Origin of the sequence: Herbaspirillum huttiense, assembly GCF_004367745.1 — a bacterium.
Taxonomy (GTDB): domain Bacteria; phylum Pseudomonadota; class Gammaproteobacteria; order Burkholderiales; family Burkholderiaceae_D; genus Herbaspirillum; species Herbaspirillum huttiense.
The window spans coordinates 5216565-5237099 of the sequence record NZ_CP037993.1 but is presented as its reverse complement, the minus strand read 5'-3'; the positions used below and the strand labels follow the sequence as shown (position 1 = coordinate 5237099).

Genomic DNA, 20535 nt, shown 5'->3' with positions numbered 1-20535 from the left:
TATGACAACAGCTTGGCGCGAATACCAAGAAAAGGCCGCCGAGTTCTTCCGGCAGGCCGGCATGGATGCTGTAACCAACGCTTCGGTTCTAGGCGTGCGTACGAATCATGATGTGGATATTCTTGTGACGTTCAGACACGTTGGATTCGATGTGACGTGGATTGTGGAATGCAAATACTGGAAAGATCGCGTCTCCAAATTGCATGTTCTGGGATTGAGGACCATAGTTGCGGACCTTGGTGCGGACAAGGGAATTCTGTTAGCTGAAAACGGATTTCAATCAGGCGCAATCGAAGCCGCAAATTTAACAAACGTGCAGGTCACATCACTAGCCGACTTGCAGAGTATTGTGTCGAAGAACATTCGGGCGAGTCGGATGTCGGAAATACATTCTCGCTTAGAACAATGTCGCTTTCGCTACTACGAGATTCCAAAGTCTACTCGTATCGCATTAGGATTACGCCAAGAAGTTGAGGATTTTGGGTACGTGTATTCAGGTTTTATGGCTATGTCGGTCGCTCAAGAGATTATGAGGGTAGTACATTTCAACGTATTCCCTGCCGATTTGTCTGGCTTCAAGATGTATTGGTCAGCCCTAGCGGAAAAGCTTGATTCTGCAGAACAGGCAATGCAGTTAGCGTTGGAAATTGTTGCTGACTTGGAGGATCGGCTGAGCAAATGTGAAGATGCCCTTCGTTAATCTGCTGTTTGTGCCTGAATGGTCGAAGGATCATTAGCTCCGCTCCAATAATATGGAGAGCAGCACAAATAGTCTGCGGTAGGTACGTGCCCTTTCTTTAGTAGCGATCACCACCAGATTCCTTGAAAAATCGTTCGTGCGATCTCATGGGCAGCGGAGCGCCTGCTCGAACGCAAAGCCATTGTTGGGTATAGTCCGCCGGCCCGTGGTTGGTCTGTCTGTGTTCAATCCCCTTGAGCAGCAATCGAGATCCCGTGGAGGCATCGAGCCGCATTTTTTTAAACCCAGCAAAATCTCGCCGTTCTCTCTTTGCTCTCTGCGGCTCGCCAGATGCTGATGATCTGTTCGTCCGTAAATCGCATCTTCATTGAGTTCTCCTCGGCGTTGGCATAAGGAAATCACTTATCCGGTGGCTACAAAATTCGTCTCAGGTCAGGAACACCTCCTGCTTCATCCTGTTGAGACGACGAAGCCTGGCTGGAAAATTTCTACTTTAGATCGGTACTAATTTGGGGGGACGGTCCATGGTATTACTATTATTACGGCGTAAAATTGCAAATAATTCGGAATTGTGGCGTAAGTGGCCTTTCCATCCTTCAAGATATCCTGCCTATTCCGAAGGCAAAGTGGCTGATTTCAATCCGGATCAGGCGTAACCTGATTCGTATGAACCTTCGCTTAACAGGACGGTTTAGCGTGTGGCTCCTAAACGTATAAGCGTCCACCAGAGAGAAAAGATTGAATAGTGATGCCTCCGTAAAGAGGCATCGCAGGAAAAGGCCATTTTTTACGCTGGTAGGCCGGCTGAGACTCATTGCCCAGCATTAGGTTGGCAATCGCTGCCACTACGATATACGGGCGCTTGTTCGACCATGTCGCAGCCTTTGGTAGACGATGGAAGGTGGCTCAAATGGAGAGGGCAAATCTGCGAGCAAATCAAAAAAAATGCTCTGCCACTAAAATTTGGTAATCGCGGCTAAGCAGCAGCATGGCCATTAAGAGGATGGGATGGCGCTGAAAAGTTTTCCTCGGTCATTCCAAAGCTGCCGAGGCGATAAGCCGAGAAAGAATGGCTCTGCTGCGTCTTGTGGCCACCACTCTCCAATTCAGCACGTAAGTTCTATCAACGCAAGAAGGCGAAACGAAACGGCGTCGTTGCCGTCAAGGCTGTAGCACGCAAACTGGCACGTGCCTGCTATCACATGTTAAAGACAGGAGAGCAGTTCTCGATTGAGCGTTGCTTTACGTAAGTTTGGCAACGGCCGGCGAGTCAGGGAAAGGGGCGGACACTGAGCCATCAGAATTGATTGGATGCCGTGCTGTTTGCCATTGCTGTTTGTTTTGGGGAAATGGATCGTCCGGAGTGTGAGCCATAACAGGGCTGGGGCCGCTACACGGCAACCATAGAATTGTCATCAATTGGACACAAGACGGTACCGAGATGCTTTTGGGGCAGCTGAACTGCCAGGGCGGAGATATCAGTCAGAGCTCCGCTTGATTCACATGGGTGACTGGTGCGATTCACGCAACCATACACTGAAGCGAAGGGCTCGAAGCTGCTGCCAACAGAACGCGACCGCAATGGCTTGAAAAAAAGATATCGCGGAACCTCGCGAGTATTGAATTTTCTCCTTTACAGAGAACGGCTAATGGGTGACTCTCTCCATTTGACCCGACTCCCAAAGGCTGCCACGCGGTCATAAGACCCTTCATATCCTAACTCTCGTAAGTCCAGGAACATCTATTTCAGGGGGCCGTCTCTGCTTGCGCGCCTCGACTTTCAGCGCTGAGCCAGGCTGAAAGTCGAGGTGCGCATTCATCTAGGGCATTGGATGATTGCCATGACGATCTCAATTGGATCAGTGATTCGGAATTCTTAGCAAACTAGACGCATAAACGTAAAAATCCCCAGAGTTTCTCCACTGTTCATGTTGTAATTTCAACTAGGCAACCATCAGGTCCGACGACCACAGCTTCGTAAAAATTATCCCCCGTCTTGCGCGGCGCAGCGTGTAACAGTCCGTGTGCTGCGCATCGTTGTGCGAGCATATCCACGGCGGCTTTCGAGCCCAGTGACAGGGCGATGTGGCTCCAGCCTAGGAACTCACCGTCGCCGCACGACTTCAACCATGGTGCACTCATCAGTTCGATCTGGACATCGGTGCCAGCAAGCGTGAGAAATCGCGAGACGAAGCCCGGGCGTCGCTTGCTATGGTAAGCAGGACCGATCTTCGCGTCGAAATAGTGCTGCCAGAACTGTGCAGCCTCATCAAGGTCGCGGGTCCACAAGGCTACATGTGCGATCTTCATGAAGACTCCTTGGCCGGGTTGTTACTGTGGGTGACGCGATAAGCCAGGGCGGGGACTACACACAATAGCACCCCCAGCAAGGCGAAGGACACGGGAAGACTGGCATGTTTGGCAACGAAGCCGATTCCTGCCGGGCCGACCAGGACGCCTGCGTAGCCGATTGTGGAAATCACGGACACGGCCAGGCCTGGAGGCATCGTGCGTTGGCGTCCTGCTAGCCTGAACAAAATTGGAACGATATTGGCGGCCCCGGTGCCGATGAGGAAAAATCCAGCCAATGCCATCCATGTTGCTTCGGCTGCCAGGACCGAACCGATACCCAATACCGCCAACGTACCGCTCCAGAACAGTACGGTGCGGTCACTCCATCGTGCAATCACCTCATCACCAGCAAATCGGGCTGCCAGCATAGCCACGGAAAAGAAGATGTAGCCTGCCCCGCCATGCGACGCCTGGACCAGTCCAGAGTCGGTCAGAAGCACGCCGCCCCAGTCAAGAATGGCTCCCTCCACTAAGAAGGTGACGCCTGCAAGCAAGGCTAGCATCATGACCACACCACGTGGCACCACAAAGAGAGGAGTCCTCTGGGCAGAGTAGACGTTCTTCAGTCTGGGCGATACGAGGAGCATCGCCAGCCCGATGATCAATGCCGCCACACCGGTGCTGGTACCAGTGCTGGCCCCCGCAGAGAGTAACGATGTCATCATTGCGGAGCCAGCAAATCCACCGACGCTGAACATTGCGTGGAAGCCTGACATCAATGGCTTGTGAGCCTCCCGCTCAACTATGACCGCGTTGAGATTGATGGCGACATCCAGGCTGCCGAGCGCGGCACCAAACATCGCCAATGCAATGGCGAGTTCCCATTGGTTGCGCGCCACAGCCAGCACGGGCAAGGTCAGCGACAGTGCCAGGCCGCTCAATACGATGATGGACTTGGTCCCATACCTTGCGCTCAGGGTACCAGTGCCCAGCATGGCAACCACTGAGCCTCCGCCCAGGCAGAGCAGCAGGGCTCCGAGCACACCTTCATCGAGCTGCAGTTCCTGTCTGATGAGCGGCACCAGTGGCGCCCACGCCGCCAGCCCGAAGCCAGCCGCAAAGAAAGAGAGTCGCGTCGCCAGACGCACTCCATCATTATTCGCCAAGGAATCCTCCATCAGGCTGAGCTTGGATAAAGTGATAGACACTGCAAAACGTGCAAATCGAGTACAATTTCAAAATGTATCAAATCGAGCATAATCTTACTCGTATTTTTCAAATTTGTCGAGGAAATGGGCGAAATATATGCAAGAAAATACGGTTTTTGCGCGAAATCGCCACGCAATCATCTTGGAAACGCTCAAAACGGAAGGTCGGGTTTATTGTGCACAACTGGCCAAGCAATTGCAGGTTTCAGAGCACACGGTGCGGCGCGACCTCGAGGAATTGGACAAGGAAGGCATTTGCCGTCGTGTGCATGGGGGCGCGATACACATGCCCTCAGGGGGAGCGGATTTCGCGTCCAGGCTGAGCGAAAGTGCAAACGTCAAGGAAGCCCTGGGCAGGGCATGCGCCTTGCTGCTCAAACCTGGGGCGCTGGTATTCATCGACGCGGGAACGACCAACCTGGCGGTAGCAAACTCGCTGCCGCCGGATGCCGATATCACCGTGGTCACCAACACACCGGCGATTGCCATGGCGGTTATGTCCCATGCGACGGTGAAGCTCATCATGGTGGGTGGGCTGATCGACAACACTGTCGCCGGCGCCTTGGGCGTCACGGCCTTGAACCAGATTCGGAGCATGCATTTCGATCAGTGCGTGCTGGGTGTGTGCGCGCTGGATCTGTTGGCGGGCGCATCCGTGCATGACTATCGGGATGCCGAGTTCAAGCAAGCTCTGGTAGCGCAGAGCGCAGAGGTGATCATGGCTGTCACCGCAGATAAGTTGGCCAGTGTGGCATCCTATCGGATTACGGACTGCCAGCACATTTCGCATCTGGTGGTGCAGGCCGATGAGACCGAGGACAGGGTCACGCCTTTTTCGCAAAAAGGCGTGACCGTTCATCGTGCCAGCATGAACCCGGAGCAGGTGCGGCCAGCAGGGCCGGCGGCTGACTAGGCAGCCTGGTAATACTCGGCGTGGACGTCAGGTTGGCCTGTTTGTCCGCGCATATCGTCTGCGATCTTCTCGGCCATCATGATCACCGGAGCATTGAGATTGCCGCTGACGATCTCGGGCATGATCGACGCATCCACCACCCGCACGTTTGCTACGCCATGAACACGGGCCTGTGCATCAACCACTGCCATGGCGTCGGTTCCCATGCGGCAGGTACAGCTCGGATGGTAGTTGGTGCCGGCATGCTCACGCAGGAAAGCGAGGATATCCTCATCCGAGGTGACGGCCTTTCCTGGCAACACTTCTTCTCCGCGGAAGGGCGCCCATGCGGCTTGGTTGACGATGTGGCGAATCGCCTTGACCGCCGCGATGGCATCGCGCTGGTCCTCTTTGGTCGATAGAAAATTGAAGACAAATTTGGGGGGGGCGAACGGATCAGCGCTGTCTATCCATACTTTGCCGGTGCTGGTTGGTCTCATCAGGCTGAAGAAGTACTGGAAGCCGTTTTCCAGTTTCACATTGCCGTGCTGTATCTCGCCGAGCATCGGAATGAACTCGAACTGGATATTCGGGACCTTGACATCCTCGTGTGTACGAATGAATGCGCCGACTTCAAAGAAATTTGTCGCGCCGAGTCCCTTCTTGAAGAACACCCATTGCATGCCCAACTTAAGCTTGCCCAGCATCGTAAGTTCGGTGGCCGCTGAAACTGGCTGGATTGCCCGATATTGGACTGGCGCTGCAAGGTGATCCTTGAGGCCGACCCCGACCCCAGGCAGATGTTGCACCAGCGGGATTCCCAGTTTAGTCAGCTGTTCTGCATCCCCGATGCCTGACAGCATGAGCAGGTGAGGTGAGTGGATGGCACCAGCACACACCACGGCCTCCTTTGCGACCATGATGTCGAGTTGTTGTTTGCCGTAGGCGACGCGCACCGCGATCGCCCGATTCCCCTCGAAGAGCAGACGCAGGACCTGGGCGCCGGTCCAGACATGCAGATTGTCTCTGGGCTGGGTCGCATGCAGATAGGCACGCGAGCTGCTCCAGCGCAGGCCTTTATGGACGTTACGCTGGGTAATATGCACGCCTTCCTGACGATAGGCATTGTGGTCTTGAACGTATTCCAATCCAGCTTGCTTACCCGCTTCCAGAAACGCCCTGTAGAGTGGATTACGAGCCTTGCAGGTCTCGATGCGCATAGGACCTGTGCCGCCACGATATCGGTTGGCCCCTTGATCGAAGGTTTCGGCCTTTCGGAAGTAAGGGAGGACGCTTGCGTAGCTCCAGCCCTTGTTACCCATCGCTTCCCAGTTATCGTAATCCCAGGGATTGCCTCTGACCCAGTTCATGCCGTTGATCGACGACGATCCTCCCAGTACCCGCCCACGCGCTTCGTAGATCTTGCGGCCGCCCAGTTCCGGCTCCGGTTCCGAATGCAGGTACCAGTTGTATTTGTCATTCATCAGTGGAAACCCCAGTGCCGCAGGCATACGGATCACGGTGGCATTATCCTTCGGACCCGCTTCGATCAGAAGCACCTTCTGGATGCCGTCCTCGGCCAGGCGCGCAGCCATGACGCTCCCGGCAGAGCCGGAGCCAATGACAACGTAGTCGTACTCGGCGGCAATGGCTCGCCCGTGAATGTCCTTCATGCATATCCTCCAGAGATACTGAATATCTTGAAAATTACTTGTTTGTCTTCCACAAATCGCTGAGCGTGAATCCGGTCGGGAAGGGATCGGATGCGTCAAGCACATATTGGTGGAAACCGGTGATCCACGCGTTGCCGGTGATGGCCGGGCGGATGCCAGGAAGTCCACCCACCAACAGGGTTTCCTCGATGACACCGGTGAATTCGCTGCCGATGATGGAGCGGTGAGTGAATTTTTCGCCTACGCCGATCTGACCGCGCGCATGCATCACTGCCAGGCGCGCACTGGTACCCGTTCCACAAGGGGAGCGATCCAGTCGCCCAGGGGAGACGATGACGCCGTTGCTCGACATGGGACCATCAGGGCCTTGTTCAATGGGGCCAGCAAATAGCGTCTGGTTGATCGTGTGAATGTCGGGATTTTCCGGGTGGACCGCCGGTAATTGCTGGGCCGCAGCGGCTTTGATGGCCTCTCCTATTTCCACCATCCTGGCCGCCTCGTCGGGCTTCACGGAAAATCCCAACGCAGCCGCGTCCACGATTACATAGATCATCCCGCCATAGGCGACGTCGACCTTGAGCGTTCCCAGTCCTGGTACCTCGATATGCTGGTCCAGGCCAAACACGAAGCAGGGGACATTGGAGAACTTGACGCTGACGCATTTTCCACCCTGGCAATGTGCGCGTGCCCGTACCAGGCCACCAGGCGCTTCCAGGGTGACGTCGGTGTAGGGTTCCTGCATGGGAATCATCCCGGTTTCCAGCAGCGCCGTCACGGTACAGATGGTGTTGCTGCCGGACATGGGGGGATAGAACTGGGACTCCATAATGACGAAGCCGGCGTCGGCCTCTGGATGGCAGGGCGGCAGCACCAGGTTGACGCATTGGGTGACACTGCCGCGCGGCTCCTGCAGGAGGAACTTACGCAATTCATCGGAGTGCTTTTCCAGGTAGCTCATCTTCTCGAACACCGACTTCCCGGGTACATCCCTGACGCCACCTACGATGACGTCATTGCGCTCGCCCCCAGTGTGTACTCCCACTACATTGACCATTCGTTTCAGATTCATGTGTCTTACCTCAAATAGGTACCTGCCCGAAAGACAAGCTCAATTATGGAACATCAAAATGTAATTGATTACATTATATTGGCGAAATTATTTTGTCACCTATTATTTTTTTACCTCAGATCACATTTCCTGAGCCATTTCATGCTCGTTCGGTCAATGCTTCTGCGTTTGTAGGATGTGCAGGCGGAAATCCGGTTCGACGCTTGCAATCCCTTATCCAGCAGGATTTCGGATAGTTTGCAAAGATCCGACATCTTTTGATTTTGCACTGCAGCGAAACAGAATGAGGCGGCGTCGCACCAGATCGAGGCATGCCGCCCGTCTACGGTGCGCAATCGCGGAAAAAGCCATCCATCAAGTGGTGCATTAGTGTAGGAAAAGGGTGGTATGAATCGTGCTAAGGTGTAATCGATTACTAAAATTGGTTGTAGATTGTTGTTGTTGGGAAAGATGTGGTCGCGGATTTCTGGGGGGATGATGATGATTTGCCCTATTGCTGGTGGTTTCATGACGCACCACGGCATGGAAATTTGGAATCTTCTCTTGTAATAGAAATGTAATTGATTACAATCTGTTGACCTTCGAGAGGTGGGGCGTTTCAGCCCAATGACAACAATCTCGCGCTGGCTCGCCGATGGGGCTGCAGTTGAATAAGTGTGTGAGGAGAAAACGTGGATATCGAAAGCAGAAGTATTGAGTTCATCCCGGAGAATGAACGCTACGGCGACGCCCGTCGCCTGTTTACCATCTGGTTCAGTGCCAACATGCAAGTCACCACCCTGGTGGTGGGCACATTGGGGGTGGCGGCAGGATTGAGCCTGGGATGGACTCTGGTCGGCATCATCATTGGCACGATGATCGGTACTATTTTCATGGCCGGCCATTCTGCGCAAGGTCCGCACCTGGGGATTCCACAGATGATCCAGAGCCGGGCTCAGTTCGGTGTATTGGGTGCGGGAATTCCGTTGCTCATCGTCGTGCTTTCCTACATCTTGTTCACCGCCGCCAATGCCGTGGTGATGCGCGACTCGATCAAGTCGGTGTTTCCGATGACTGACAACGAAGCCATCATTGTTTTCGGGGCTGCCACGCTTGTTATCGCCTATGTGGGTTACGAACTGATCCACAAGATGGGCGTATTGATGTCGGCCATGTCCGGTCTGATTTTCGCCGGCGCCGCATATTTGATCTTCCAGACCCCGGGGGCGGTCAAGTGGAACGCTGAGGGGTCACACTTTGTCAATGGCGCGTTCATGTTGGTCGTCGCCCAGTCCGCTTCATGGACCCTGGGATTTGGTCCGTACGTGGCAGACTATTCTCGTTACCTGCCCAAGAATATCTCCACCCGCGAGACCTTCTGGTATAGCTACCTCGGTAATGCCATCGGCGCCATGCTGGTGATGATGCTGGGTGCTGTCTTGGCCACCGGTATCGCCGATATCACCAAGGATCCGGGAACGGGTGTGGCCAACCTGTTCGGTGACTGGTCGCGTCCGGTGCTGTTCTTCATCGTACTGGGGGTGTTGGAAATCAATGTTCTGAACCTGTACAGCGCCTACATGTCCACGGCTACAATCTTCACCGGCTTTCGCGGTATGGTCAGAGTCGGGCGGCTCACCAAGCTGGTCGCGATGACTGTGATCGCTGTTCTGGCTACGATCATCGCTATCGTCACTCAGTACAAGTTCAACGATTACTTCTCCGATATTCTGGTCGCGCAGATCTATGTGCTCGTGCCCTGGAGTGCCATCAACCTGGTCGATTTCTATCTGGTCCGCCATGGACAGTACAGCGTCAAAGACATGTATTGCGAGGATGGAATTTACGGTCGCTATAACATCAAGACCTTGTTCATCTTCCTTGTGTCCATCCTGCTCCAGCTGCCTTTCATGGACCTTTCGTTCTATCACGGCTACTTCGCCATCAGGATCGGCGCAGATGTGAGTTGGATCCCCAGTCTTCTTGTCCCGGCGGTTCTCTACTACTTTGCCAACCGTCGACACGTGGTGCCCAGTGAGGTTCGCCTGAAGCCGCTCTAACTTTCTAATTTCTCAGTGCCGCAATGTTCGCGTTAAGTCGCGAGGGATGGTTGTACCCCCAAAAAAGCAAATTCCAGTTGGTATTCAACATTTGTAGTTCCTTTGGAGAGGAAAAATGAAACACAGTGTATTGATTGATGGCTCGGCGATGTCGTTGTCTGCGATTGCAGCGGCGGTTCTGTTTGCGGTTACTGCAGTTCCTGCGCAGGCTGCAGATGCGGACCAGCTGGGTAGCCAACTCACCCCCGTGGGCGCTGAACCGGGACCCAACAAGGATGGCAGCATCCCCAAGTGGGAGGGGAAGGATGTGCCGCAGGCTGGCTGGGCGCAAGGAAAGTACCGCGGTGATTACTGGGCGCACAAGGGCGAGAAGCCCCTGTTCTCGATCGATGCATCCAACGTGGATAAGTACGCGGACAAATTGACCCCGGGGCAGGTCGAACTGATCAAGAAGACCAAGGGCTACAAGATGGATGTGTACCCGACGCATCGCAATTGCGGCTTCCCCGAGTGGGTCAACGAAAACACGAAGAAGAACGTCGGCTTTGCGAAGCTGGCCGATAACGGCTACGACATCAAGGACGCGTATCTGCCTGGTGTTCCCTTCCCGATTCCGGAGAACGGCGCGCAGGCAATCTGGAACCACAAATTGCGTTACACCGGTATCGGCTGGGAAATCCCGCAGGTCCGTTCGCTTGCATCGCCGCGCAAAGGCTCCAACGAGTGGATCGATCTGAGGGCGTACCAGATCTTCTACTATCCTTGGGGTGGCAAGGGCAGCAAGAAAATCAGTGAGCTGCCGCCGCAGGACTCGATGACCTTCTTCAAGTACGAATCGCCAGCGGCATTGGCGGGGCAGGCCGCAATTCTGAACACGGCATACAACGCTGACTCGGAGTCGTTCTACTACTTCCCCGGGCAGCGTCGGGTGCGTCGACTGCCGTCGTATTCCTATGATGCACCGTCCATCGGATGGGAAAGCGAATATCCGGTCGACATCATCTCCGGCTATTACGGCCGCATCGACCGCTTCGATTGGAAGCTGGTGGGCAAGAAGGAGATCTACATCCCCTATAACGATTTCGCCGCCTATGATTTCCGCAAAGAGGCCGATGAGGCGTTCAAGCCCGATATGCCCGAAAAGAACGGTCATCGCTATGAGCTGCACCGTGTATGGGTAGTCGAGGGAACGGTGAAGAACGGTGTGCGTCACAGCGCCCCCAAGCGCCGCTTCTACCTGGACGAAGATACCTGGAGCCTGGTCGTGGCCGACGACTACGACGCCAAGGGCAATCTGTGGATGGTGCGCGAAACAGAGATGATCCCAGCTTGGGATGCCAACAATGCGTGCATGTTCTCGGCTTTCGTGAACTACAACCTGGTCACCGGTCGCTATATCACGGACCAGCAACCAGTGGGCTCCCACAAGGATGTCAAGTTTTTCGCCGAGCCAGGAAACAACCGTGCATTGAAACCGGACTTCTATACACCTGAAAACCTGCGTTCCCTGAGCGAACGCTAACCAGGCAATCACTTCGTCGAGTTGCAACAGTGGGACATGTCAACCAGACATGCCCCCTGGGCAGACTCATCCTTAAAAAATAAAGCAAGCGCGGGGAGGTAATGATGATGTTCAATAAGAAAATCTTGGTCGCCAGCTTGGGTATTGCGTTCAGCAGCGGCGCCCATGCATTCACGTTCGAAAATGAATCGATCAAGGGTTCGTTTGATTCGCAGATCACGTTCGGCTTTGCCAAGCGTGCCGGCTCCCAGGATTGTTCTCTGGTCGGCGATCCGGGTACCAGCTGCAATCCGAGCTCCACGCCGGGGCAGTGGACCGTAGGTGACGATGGTAACCAGAACTACAACAAGGGAGACCTGTTCTCCCTCTCCTTGAAGGGCACCCATGAGTTGCTGCTGCAGTTCCCGGATCAATGGAAGTTTCTGGCCCGCGGCAGCTGGCTGAAGGATTTCCGCGCCGATGATACGCGCAAGACGCAACTGGCAGACGATGCCAAGAATCAGCTGACCGCCGATGTTCGTCTGCTCGATCTTTGGGTCAGCAAGGAATTCGATCTCAACGGCAGGACCGCGCGGGTGCGCCTGGGTAATCAGGTGATCAGCTGGGGCGAAAGTATCTTCCTGGCGGGTGGTATCAATTCCACCAACGCCTTGGATCTGCAAAAGCTCAATATTCCCGGCACGCAGCTCAAGGAGGCGGTTCTTCCGGCTCCCATGATCAGCTTCGCTACGGGGCTGGGTAGTGGTTTCAACATTGAAACCTATTATCAGTTTGGTTGGAATGCAAACCGGCTGGCACCTGTAGGCAGCTATTTCAACGCCGGCGACCAGTTTGGCAAGGGTTGGCAGAATGGCCAAGTCAATGGCGCGGCCGTCGCTACCACCAGCGACTACGAGCACAAGCCGAAGAACAGTGGGCAGTATGGCGTGGCGCTGCACTACAAGCCAGCTGATACCCAGCTCGATGTGGGCTTCTATGCGATGAACTATCACGACAAGATGCCCAATGTCCTGATCAACAACACGACCGGGGCGACGGAGCTGGAATATCTGCAGAATCGCAAGCTGTATGGCGTGAGCATGAATTTCCCGTTGGGTAACTGGTCCATCGGCAGCGAATTGAGCTATCGCCCGAAGGACGCGATCGCGTTGTCGCCAGTGGCGGGAACCTGCGGTGCCGGTGCTGCAGAGGTCTGCCACCTTTCCACCGATGCTCAACGCTATCAGTTGCATCTGACGGCGCAGCTGCAACTGACTCCAGGTGACAACAAGCCGATTCTGGATGCACTGGCAGCCGATACCGCCTATTTCACAGCCGAAGCGGTGGCTATCAAGTATCCCGGCGTGAACAAGAGCAACCGTTACACCATTGGCGGCGTCACCTATGGTCCGAGTGCAGGTGGTTTGCCGTGGTTGGATGACAGCGGTGGTACGGCCTCATCCAACATTACCGGTGTACAGGGAACTTCCACCTCTACAGGGGCGATCTTCGACTTCAACTGGACCTACGACAGCAAGCTCATCTCCGGTTGGCAGGTGACACCTGGCGTGACGTATTTCCGTGGCCTGAGCGGGTACACCCCGAACGTGTACGGAAACTTCATGAAGGGTGCCGGATCGGCCAACTTCTACGTGCTGTTCAACCAGAACCCGCCTACCTGGCAGGCTGGCCTGAATTTCACGACTTTCTTTGGAAATTCGACCGCACAGCCTTTGCGTGATCGTGCGTTCTTCGGCGGTTTCATCACCCGGAATTTCTAAGATGGCTCGCCCTGCCGGTTTCCCTGGAGGAGTCGGCAGGTCGGCCGGTGCAGGATGAAGTGCCTCAAGCGATTAGTGATTAAAGGATTGGTATGTTGATGAAGCTGGTAGCGACGCTGGAGAAATTCTTCTTCGGCCATCGCAAATTGACATTGGGGGGCATCGGGCTGTTTACCGCTGTGATGGCCGTATTTGCATTGCAGCTACGCATGGACGCCGGCTTTGAAAAGCAGATGCCGATCGGCCATGAGTACGTACAGACATTCCAGAAATATCAGAGTGATTTGCTGGGAGCCAACCGCCTGACCATCGTCGTCAAGCCGAGGACCGGATCGATCTGGACCCAGGAAGCGTTGAAGAAGCTCTATGACGTCACCCAGGCAGTGGTTTATCTGCCCAATATCGACCGCGCGGGGGTGCAGTCGCTGTGGACTCCCAACAGTTATGTCAATGAAATCACTGAAGAGGGCTTTCGCGCAGACCCGGTGATTTCCGGTACGATCACCCCCGACAACCTGACCCCCGACATCATCGGCACTATCGAGCGTGCTACCAGTCAGGGTGGCTTCGTGGGAACACTGGTGTCCCGGGATCAGAACAGCGCCATGATCACCGCGGAGATCAATGAAGTCGACCGGGACGGGAAGAAGCTGGATTACATCGCTTACAACCATATCCTGGAAGAACAGATCCGCAAGAAGTTTGAGGATGACAAGTTCGAGATTCAGATCATCGGCTTTGCCAAGCAGATTGGCGATATCGCTGATGGCGCCAATGGCGTGCTGGTGTTCTGCGGTATCGCCCTGCTGCTGACGGCAGTGGCGATTTACTGGTATTGCCATTCGATCCGGTTCACGCTGTTGCCGATCACCTGTTCGTTGACGTCACTGATCTGGCAGTTCGGCACGCTCAAGCTGTTGGGCTTCGGCCTGGATCCACTCGGCGTGCTGGTGCCATTCCTGGTGTTCGCCATCGGTGCATCGCATGGCGTGCAGCAGATCAACTATATCGTCCGCGAGCTTTCCCATGGCAAGACGTCCATGCAGGCGGCGCGCTCCAGCTTCACCGGATTGCTCATTCCAGGGACGCTGGCGCTGATCACGGCCTTCGTCTCGTTTATCACCCTGATCCTCATTCCCATTCCGATGGTGCGTGAGCTGGCCGTGACCGCCTCCATCGGCGTGGCCTACAAGATCGTGACGAACTTGATCATGCTGCCGGTGGCCGCCTCATGCTGCCAGTTCACCACGGATTATGCGCAAAAGGCGATGGCCAAGCGCGAACGTCGTTCGCAATGGCTGGTTGCGCTGGCACACATTGCCAAGCCGCGCAATGCCATTTTGGTCTTTTCCATCGCACTGGTCGTGTTTGCCCTGGCCGCCTGGCAAAGCCGTGACCGGGTGATCGGCACGCTGCAGGCAGGCGCATCGGAGTTGCGTGCGGACGCGCGATTCAACAGAGATGCCGTTTCCATCTCCGGCAACTATGACATGGGACTGGACTGGCTCAGCGTAGTTTTTGAAGCGGCTCCGGAGTCTTGCGGCAATGTTGCCCTGGGAGACTATCAGGATGAGTTCGTCTGGCGCATGCAGAGTGTACCGGGCGTCATTTCGGTGTCCTCCTATGCTGGCCAGTTGCGCACCTTCAATGAAGGCTATAACGAGGGCAATCCCAAGATGGCGGTGGTTCCCATTGATGCCGGCAACTATGGCGGATTGAGTGCGGAAATCGGTCGTATCCGTGGTTACATGAACAAGGATTGCAGCATGACTGCGGTCCACTTCTATCTGGCGGACCACAAGGCCACGACCATCAGCAAGGTGATCGATGCGGTCAAGCAGTTCCGTAAGGACCATCCCGCGCCCGGTATCACCATTCGGCTGGCTGCCGGCAACGCTGGTGTAATGGCAGCGATCGACGATGAAGTCGAACGCAGTGAGCTGCCCATGATGATCTACGTGTATGCCGCCATTATCGTCTTGGTATTCTTTGCCTATCGCGACTTCCGTGCCGTGCTGGCTTGCTGTCTGCCGCTGGCGGTGGGGACCTTCATTGGCTACTGGTTCATGAAGGAGCTGCAAATCGGTCTGACCGTGGCCACGCTGCCGGTGATGGTGCTGGCCGTCGGCATTGGCGTGGACTACGCCTTCTACATTTACAACAGCCTGCAGCAACACATGTCCCGCGGACTGTCGATCAGCGCCGCTTTTGAAAAATCCATCGTCGAAGTCGGGATGGCGACCATTTTCACGGCCATCACACTGGCCATCGGCGTGGCGACATGGGCCTTCTCGGACCTGAAGTTCCAGGCTGACATGGGCAAGCTGCTGGCCTTCATGTTCATCGTCAATCTGATCATGGCCTTGACCGCATTGCCTGCGCTGGCGGTCGTCCTTGAAATGATCTTCCCTCGCCGCGGCCCTGTGAAGGCCCCGGGATTGATGGCTCACCACTGAGAAATTGCTATGTCGAAGAAAATTATTCATCGTCTGTCGGCGCGCTCCCTGCTGCTCGCGGCGTGCATCTCCATGCCAGCCATGTTGGCCTTTGCCCAACAGCCGGCAGCCACGGCAGGGGGTGTGTCGATGCGGCCAGCTGCTATCACTGCGGTTGCTACGTCGGCCTCCATATTGAGCGTGACGCATGCTGGTCAGCGCTTGGTCGCGGTCGGCGACCACGGCGTCGTACTGCTTTCCGATGATGATGGCAAGAGCTTCCGTCAAGCCAAGAGCGTACCGGTGAGCGTCACCCTGACCGGCGTGAGTTTTGCCGACCAGAGCAACGGCTGGGCCGTCGGACAGTGGGGCGTGATCCTCCACACGACCGATGGTGGGGAGACCTGGCAACTGCAGCGCTCCGATACGGCGGTAGACCAACCGTTGTTCTCGGTTTATTTCAAGAACAAGACCGATGGTGTGGCCGTCGGTTTATGGTCGCTGGTCCTGGAGACGCGCGACGGCGGGGCCAGTTGGAACGTGAAGAACCTGCCGGCCCCTCCGGATGGGGGCAAGGCTGACCGCAATCTCTACAAGATCTTCGCCAACGCAAAAGGTGACCTGTTCGTTGCCGCCGAGCAGGGTATCGTGCTGCGCTCCACCGATAGCGGTGATCACTGGAGCTACCTCAAGACCGGCAACAAGGGCTCGCTGTGGAGCGGTGTGGCACTGGGCAATGGCAGCTTGATCGTCGGTGGTCTGCGTGGCGCGCTCTATCGCAGCACCGACAATGGCGATACCTGGGTGGCTCTCGATTCTGGCACCAAGAGTTCGGTGGTGGATCTTGCGGGCCGTGGCAACAATGCCGTGGCCGTGGGGCTGGACGGTACGGTGCTGGAGATCAACGGGGATACCGTCAAGCCCAGCCAGAGGGATGACCGGTTGCCGCTCACGGCGGTGACACAGGCCGGCGATGGCCGCACGGTGATGTTCTCGAAAAAGGGTGTCGTCGACTCTGCAAGCGTCAGTCGGTGATGCGCGGCGATCGCATGCTGTCATCGCGCTTGCGCGCACTGCCTGCGGCTGGTACCAAGGTGAGTTTCTGGCAAAGCCTGAGCCTGCGCACCAGGTTGCTGTGCGTGGTCTTGTCCACCGGTCTGCTGGGCATGGCCGGTGGCGTCTGGGTGCTGACCACTGCCGTGGCGTCGCTGCAGCAACAGCATCTAAATCGCTACGCCGAGCAACTGGCTAGCAACCAGAGTACACAGATCGAAAGCAAGTTGAGCAATGCCCTGCGGACGGCGCGGGCCACGGCCGATGCCTTGATCACACTCAAACAGAGCAAGCTGGCTACGCGCGCGTTGGCTGACGCGCTGCTCATACAGCAGGTCAGCAGCAATCCTGAGTACCTGGGGATGGCAACGGCCTGGGAACCGGATGCGTTCGATGGGCAGGATGCGGCTCACGTCAATGACGACGATAACGCCAGGGCCATCAACGGACGCTATGCCTCGGCGGCATCCTGGAACGCGCAACGCCAGATCTGGCTTGAGCATATCGGCAGCTTCGAGCGGCCGTCCGATCCCGCCGGTGGTGTCTGGTATACCGGCCCGAAGCAAAGCGGGCGTGCCATCCTGGTCGAACCGTACACCTATCCCATCGACGGTAAGACGATCATGATGACCACCGTCGCGGTTCCGATAGTGCTCAACGGACGCTTCCTGGGAGTCGTCACGGTCGACTATGCGCTGGATACGCTGCAGGACTTCCTGGGGAAGGAGCATCCCTATGGCACTGGTTACGTCCGGCTCTATTCTGACCAGGGAACGCTCATCGCCTATCCCGACGCGAGCAAGCTGGGAAGCCAGATCGCCGTCAGGCGGGATCCTGCACAGGAACGCATCGATAGTGCACAGGATCCCTACCTGGGTCAGGCCGCCTTCCTGGTGCGCTCGCCGGTGCGCCTTGCCAATACCGATAATGCCTGGTGGCTGGAGGTGGTCGCTCCGGAAGAGCAAGTGTTCAAGGAGGTCCGGTCCATGCGGAAGAACGCCATTTGGCTGGGCGTGTTGGCCTTGGGAGGGGTGGTGCTGATGTTGATTTTCGCCATTGGACGAATGGTGATCCGCCCCCTTGGGGGCGAGCCTGCCACAGCGGCCGCCATCGCCACCCGGATTGCCGCCGGTGACCTTGTGCACGAGCCGCTGGCAGACAAGGAGGTGCCCGGAAGCCTGTTGGCCGCCATGAGTGTGATGCGCAGACAACTGGTATCGGTGGTTACTCGTATCAATGAGATCGGCAAATCGGTGGCGGCCAGTGCCTCGGAGATGGCAATGGGCAATCATGATCTTTCCAGACGGACCGAGGAGCAGGCTACGGCCCTGGAGCAGACCTCCAGTACCCTTGCGGAGCTTGCCCAGACCGTACGGAGCAATGCCGAGGATGTCCAGCGCGTGCAGAAGATGAGCGCCGGGGTGGTGGACATGTCCAAGAGCGGTGCCGTTGCGGTAAATCTGGTCGTGCAATCCATGCAGGAGATGGTGGATAGTGCTCAAAAGATGGCGGCCATGATCGAGCAGATCGAGGCGATTGCGTTTCAGACTAATATTCTTGCGTTGAACGCAGCGGTGGAGGCAGCCCGGGCCGGCAGCCAGGGGCGCGGCTTCGCGGTGGTGGCTACCGAAGTGAGGGCGCTGGCGCATCGCAGTTCGACGGCGGCCAGGGATATCGCTTCGCTGATCCAGGGTTCGGCCCAACGCAGTGAACACGGTATGCTCTCGGCACGCCATGCCAGTTCAGTCATCGATCGGCTGGCCTTGTCCATGGCCGAAGTTGGCAGTGTGATCGCCGGCATCGCCGAAGCCTGTGAGCAGCAGAGCCAGGATATCTCCGGAGTGAACAAGGCGGTGGCCCACCTCGATGACATGACCCAGCGCAATGCCGCGTTGGCAGAGCAGACCACGGGAGTGGCACTATCGATGGAGCAAAATGCCAAGCAACTCGAGCAGGCCATGGCCGCATTCCAGTTGGCCCGCTGAGCTGGTGCCAGCGGCACGATAGCGCCGCACCGATGTCCCGCCCTTGCTGTCGTCACATGTGAAGATGGCCTCATCAGAATCGATGAGGCCATCTTTTTTTGCTGCGTCTGTGTGAGGGGATCTACTCAGGCAACCGTATTGGGAAGCAGCGGTGAACGCTTGCCCAGCTTGATGAATGTCGATTTGACCTCGGTGTATTCGTGCAAGCCTTCCAGGCCATTCTCGCGACCGATACCGCTTTCCTTGAATCCACCAAAGGGAAGTTGCGGGGATGTCTCGAGGAAGGTGTTGACGAACACCGTGCCACTGAGCAGGCGCTGGGAGACGGATATGGCCTTGTCGATGTCCTTGGTCCAGACGCCGTTACCAAGGCCATAGTTGGTATCGTTGGCCAGGGTGATGGCTTCTTCCACGGTCTGGAAGGTGGTGACGGTGAGCACCGGGCCGAAGATCTCTTCGCGGAAGATACGCATCTCTGGCGTGACATCGCTGAAGATCGTCGGCTCCACGAAGAATCCCTTGTCCAGTCCGCCGCTCGTCACGCGCTGGCCTCCGGTCACCAACTTGGCACCTTCTTCCTGTCCGATCTGGATGTAATCCAGCACCTTTTTCATGTGTGCCTCGTGGATCAGGGCACCGACATCGGTACGATCATCCAGTGGCAGACCCACCACCACACGACGAGTGCGCGCCGCCAGTTTTTCCACAAAGTCAGCGGCTACCGATTCCTCGATCAGCAGGCGGGTGCCGGCTACGCATTCCTCGCCCTGGTTCAGGATCGTACCAAACAGCACGCCATCCAGAGCTGCCTCGAGATCCGCGTCGGCAAACACCACATTGGCGGCCTTGCCTCCCAGTTCCAAGGCGACTCGCTTGACCGAATCGGCGGCATTGCGCGCGATGCGCTTACCGATGTTGGTGGAGCCGGTGAAGGACAGCATGTCGATCAGCGGATGGGTGGACATGGCTTCGCCCACCGCTGCGCCGGTACCCGTGACCACGTTGATGACGCCGGCCGGGATTCCGGCTTCCTTGGCCAGGGCCGCGATTTCGAGCGCGGTGCCCGAGGTCAGCTCGGACGGCTTGATCACGACAGTGCAACCGGCGGCCAAGGCGTAGGGCAGTTTCTGGAACAGTGTCACGAGCGGGAAATTCCACGGGACGATCATCCCCACCACACCGCGTGCTTCGCGGGTGACCAGGCCAAGCTTGTCTTCACCCAGATGGTTGAAGGCCTCGCCGCCCAGCGACCACGCCAGGGATGCGGCGTAGCGTGTCAGATCGGCTGACGCAGCGACTTCACCGCGTGCATAGCGGATTGGCTTGCCGACTTCCTCGGCCTCGATGCGGGCGAGTTTCTCGGCGTCGCGTTCAATCAATGTCGCCAGGTTGTTGAGCAGACTGGCACGCGTGCTGCTGGCAAGGCGCGACCAGGAGCGGTCGTCGAAACGTGTACGCGCCGCGCGCACTGCCAGGTCCAGATCGTGTACGTTGCCGCAGGCGAAGCTGGCCAGCTTCTCGCCCGTGGCCGGCGAGTGGCGATCGATGGATTCTCCGCTGCCGGCAGATCTCCACTCGCCGTTAATCCAGAGGTCATAGCGACGTGTCATATTGCTCTCCTGTAATCGATTACTTTAAATTTTGTTAAAAATGCCAATCTCGACATCGACGAAAAATGGCGGAAAACCACATCGCTAGCGTGGCCAGGCATCTCGTTGGTGTCCAGTTGGCGGGGAATTACTAAAACCGGAATATGGGATCAAGCTATTACCCTGAAAACTTTACAGCAAATTGATCCAAATTTCAGTAACTAATTTTTGTGCCGTGTATGATAAGAGCATTGAATGGCCTATGGAGTGCACACTTTTGTCCTGATGAAACATGTCAGGCGCGTGAAATGGGCCTTG

Annotated in this window: 13 protein-coding genes; 8 read left to right on the top strand and 5 right to left on the bottom strand. The window is 56.5% G+C overall.

Annotated elements, in window-relative coordinates; translation table 11 throughout:
• Position 1 precedes the first annotated feature (1 nt).
• Entirely contained in the window at positions 2 to 700 is a 699-nt protein-coding gene (locus tag E2K99_RS23370) for a restriction endonuclease (protein ID WP_134224215.1), read from the top strand.
• Between the two features lie 1926 nt (positions 701 to 2626).
• On the opposite strand, the gene E2K99_RS23360 is transcribed toward E2K99_RS23370, so the two are convergent.
• Entirely contained in the window at positions 2627 to 3010 is a 384-nt protein-coding gene (locus E2K99_RS23360; RefSeq protein WP_134223743.1) for a VOC family protein, read from the bottom strand.
• Complete coding sequence (locus tag E2K99_RS23355; RefSeq protein ID WP_134224214.1) at positions 3007 to 4170, bottom strand: MFS transporter; 1164 nt, start codon at positions 4168 to 4170, stop codon at positions 3007 to 3009. The genes E2K99_RS23360 and E2K99_RS23355 overlap by 4 nt, the downstream gene beginning before the upstream one ends.
• Positions 4171 to 4297: 127 nt before the next feature.
• Between E2K99_RS23355 and E2K99_RS23350 the strand changes: the two genes are divergently transcribed.
• Positions 4298 to 5113: a DeoR/GlpR family DNA-binding transcription regulator gene (locus tag E2K99_RS23350; RefSeq protein ID WP_134223742.1), complete on the top strand. Its 816-nt coding sequence runs from the start codon at positions 4298 to 4300 to the stop codon at positions 5111 to 5113.
• On the opposite strand, the gene E2K99_RS23345 is transcribed toward E2K99_RS23350, so the two are convergent.
• Entirely contained in the window at positions 5110 to 6765 is a 1656-nt protein-coding gene (locus tag E2K99_RS23345; protein ID WP_134223741.1) for a choline dehydrogenase, read from the bottom strand. The genes E2K99_RS23350 and E2K99_RS23345 overlap by 4 nt on opposite strands.
• Before the next feature lie 34 nt (positions 6766 to 6799).
• Positions 6800 to 7834: a proline racemase family protein gene (locus E2K99_RS23340; protein ID WP_134223740.1), complete on the bottom strand. Its 1035-nt coding sequence runs from the start codon at positions 7832 to 7834 to the stop codon at positions 6800 to 6802.
• Positions 7835 to 8505: 671 nt separating this feature from the next.
• On the opposite strand from E2K99_RS23340, the gene E2K99_RS23335 reads away from it, so the two are divergent.
• The 6 genes from E2K99_RS23335 to E2K99_RS23310 all read left to right on the top strand — a co-directional run bounded on the left by E2K99_RS23335 (position 8506) and on the right by E2K99_RS23310 (position 18628).
• The gene (locus E2K99_RS23335; protein ID WP_134223739.1) at positions 8506 to 9873 is read left to right on the top strand and encodes a purine-cytosine permease family protein; all 1368 of its coding nucleotides are present in this window, start codon (positions 8506 to 8508) and stop codon (positions 9871 to 9873) included.
• 115 nt (positions 9874 to 9988) lie between these two features.
• Positions 9989 to 11395 carry a DUF1329 domain-containing protein gene (locus E2K99_RS23330; RefSeq protein ID WP_134223738.1) on the top strand — a complete coding sequence of 469 codons (1407 nt, stop codon included), beginning with the start codon at positions 9989 to 9991 and terminating at the stop codon, positions 11393 to 11395.
• A gap of 101 nt (positions 11396 to 11496) precedes the next feature.
• Complete coding sequence (locus tag E2K99_RS23325) at positions 11497 to 13155, top strand: DUF1302 domain-containing protein (RefSeq protein WP_205703719.1); 1659 nt, start codon at positions 11497 to 11499, stop codon at positions 13153 to 13155.
• Positions 13156 to 13247: 92 nt separating this feature from the next.
• The gene (locus E2K99_RS23320) at positions 13248 to 15611 is read left to right on the top strand and encodes an efflux RND transporter permease subunit (RefSeq protein ID WP_134223737.1); all 2364 of its coding nucleotides are present in this window, start codon (positions 13248 to 13250) and stop codon (positions 15609 to 15611) included.
• A 9-nt stretch (positions 15612 to 15620) separates the two neighbouring features.
• Positions 15621 to 16625, top strand: a complete 1005-nt coding sequence (locus E2K99_RS23315; RefSeq protein ID WP_134223736.1) for a YCF48-related protein — start codon at positions 15621 to 15623, stop codon at positions 16623 to 16625.
• A 14-nt stretch (positions 16626 to 16639) separates the two neighbouring features.
• Complete coding sequence (locus E2K99_RS23310; protein ID WP_166675106.1) at positions 16640 to 18628, top strand: methyl-accepting chemotaxis protein; 1989 nt, start codon at positions 16640 to 16642, stop codon at positions 18626 to 18628.
• 125 nt (positions 18629 to 18753) lie between these two features.
• Here the strand turns inward: E2K99_RS23310 and E2K99_RS23305 are convergent, their stop codons facing one another.
• Positions 18754 to 20238 carry an aldehyde dehydrogenase family protein gene (locus E2K99_RS23305; RefSeq protein ID WP_134223734.1) on the bottom strand — a complete coding sequence of 495 codons (1485 nt, stop codon included), beginning with the start codon at positions 20236 to 20238 and terminating at the stop codon, positions 18754 to 18756.
• Positions 20239 to 20535 lie beyond the last annotated feature (297 nt).

What these genes read in the sequence shown, in the direction of transcription:
- E2K99_RS23310 (WP_166675106.1), top strand. Translation starts at nt 16,640, where the DNA reads ATGCTGTCATCGCGCTTGCGCGCACTGCCTGCGGCTGGTACCAAGGTG.
- E2K99_RS23340 (WP_134223740.1), bottom strand. Translation starts at nt 7,834, where the DNA reads ATGAATCTGAAACGAATGGTCAATGTAGTGGGAGTACACACTGGGGGC.
- E2K99_RS23330 (WP_134223738.1), top strand. Translation starts at nt 9,989, where the DNA reads ATGAAACACAGTGTATTGATTGATGGCTCGGCGATGTCGTTGTCTGCG.
- E2K99_RS23360 (WP_134223743.1), bottom strand. Translation starts at nt 3,010, where the DNA reads ATGAAGATCGCACATGTAGCCTTGTGGACCCGCGACCTTGATGAGGCT.
- E2K99_RS23370 (WP_134224215.1), top strand. Translation starts at nt 2, where the DNA reads ATGACAACAGCTTGGCGCGAATACCAAGAAAAGGCCGCCGAGTTCTTC.
- E2K99_RS23355 (WP_134224214.1), bottom strand. Translation starts at nt 4,170, where the DNA reads ATGGAGGATTCCTTGGCGAATAATGATGGAGTGCGTCTGGCGACGCGA.
- E2K99_RS23305 (WP_134223734.1), bottom strand. Translation starts at nt 20,238, where the DNA reads ATGACACGTCGCTATGACCTCTGGATTAACGGCGAGTGGAGATCTGCC.
- E2K99_RS23345 (WP_134223741.1), bottom strand. Translation starts at nt 6,765, where the DNA reads ATGAAGGACATTCACGGGCGAGCCATTGCCGCCGAGTACGACTACGTT.
- E2K99_RS23325 (WP_205703719.1), top strand. Translation starts at nt 11,497, where the DNA reads ATGATGATGTTCAATAAGAAAATCTTGGTCGCCAGCTTGGGTATTGCG.
- E2K99_RS23350 (WP_134223742.1), top strand. Translation starts at nt 4,298, where the DNA reads ATGCAAGAAAATACGGTTTTTGCGCGAAATCGCCACGCAATCATCTTG.
- E2K99_RS23315 (WP_134223736.1), top strand. Translation starts at nt 15,621, where the DNA reads ATGTCGAAGAAAATTATTCATCGTCTGTCGGCGCGCTCCCTGCTGCTC.
- E2K99_RS23320 (WP_134223737.1), top strand. Translation starts at nt 13,248, where the DNA reads ATGTTGATGAAGCTGGTAGCGACGCTGGAGAAATTCTTCTTCGGCCAT.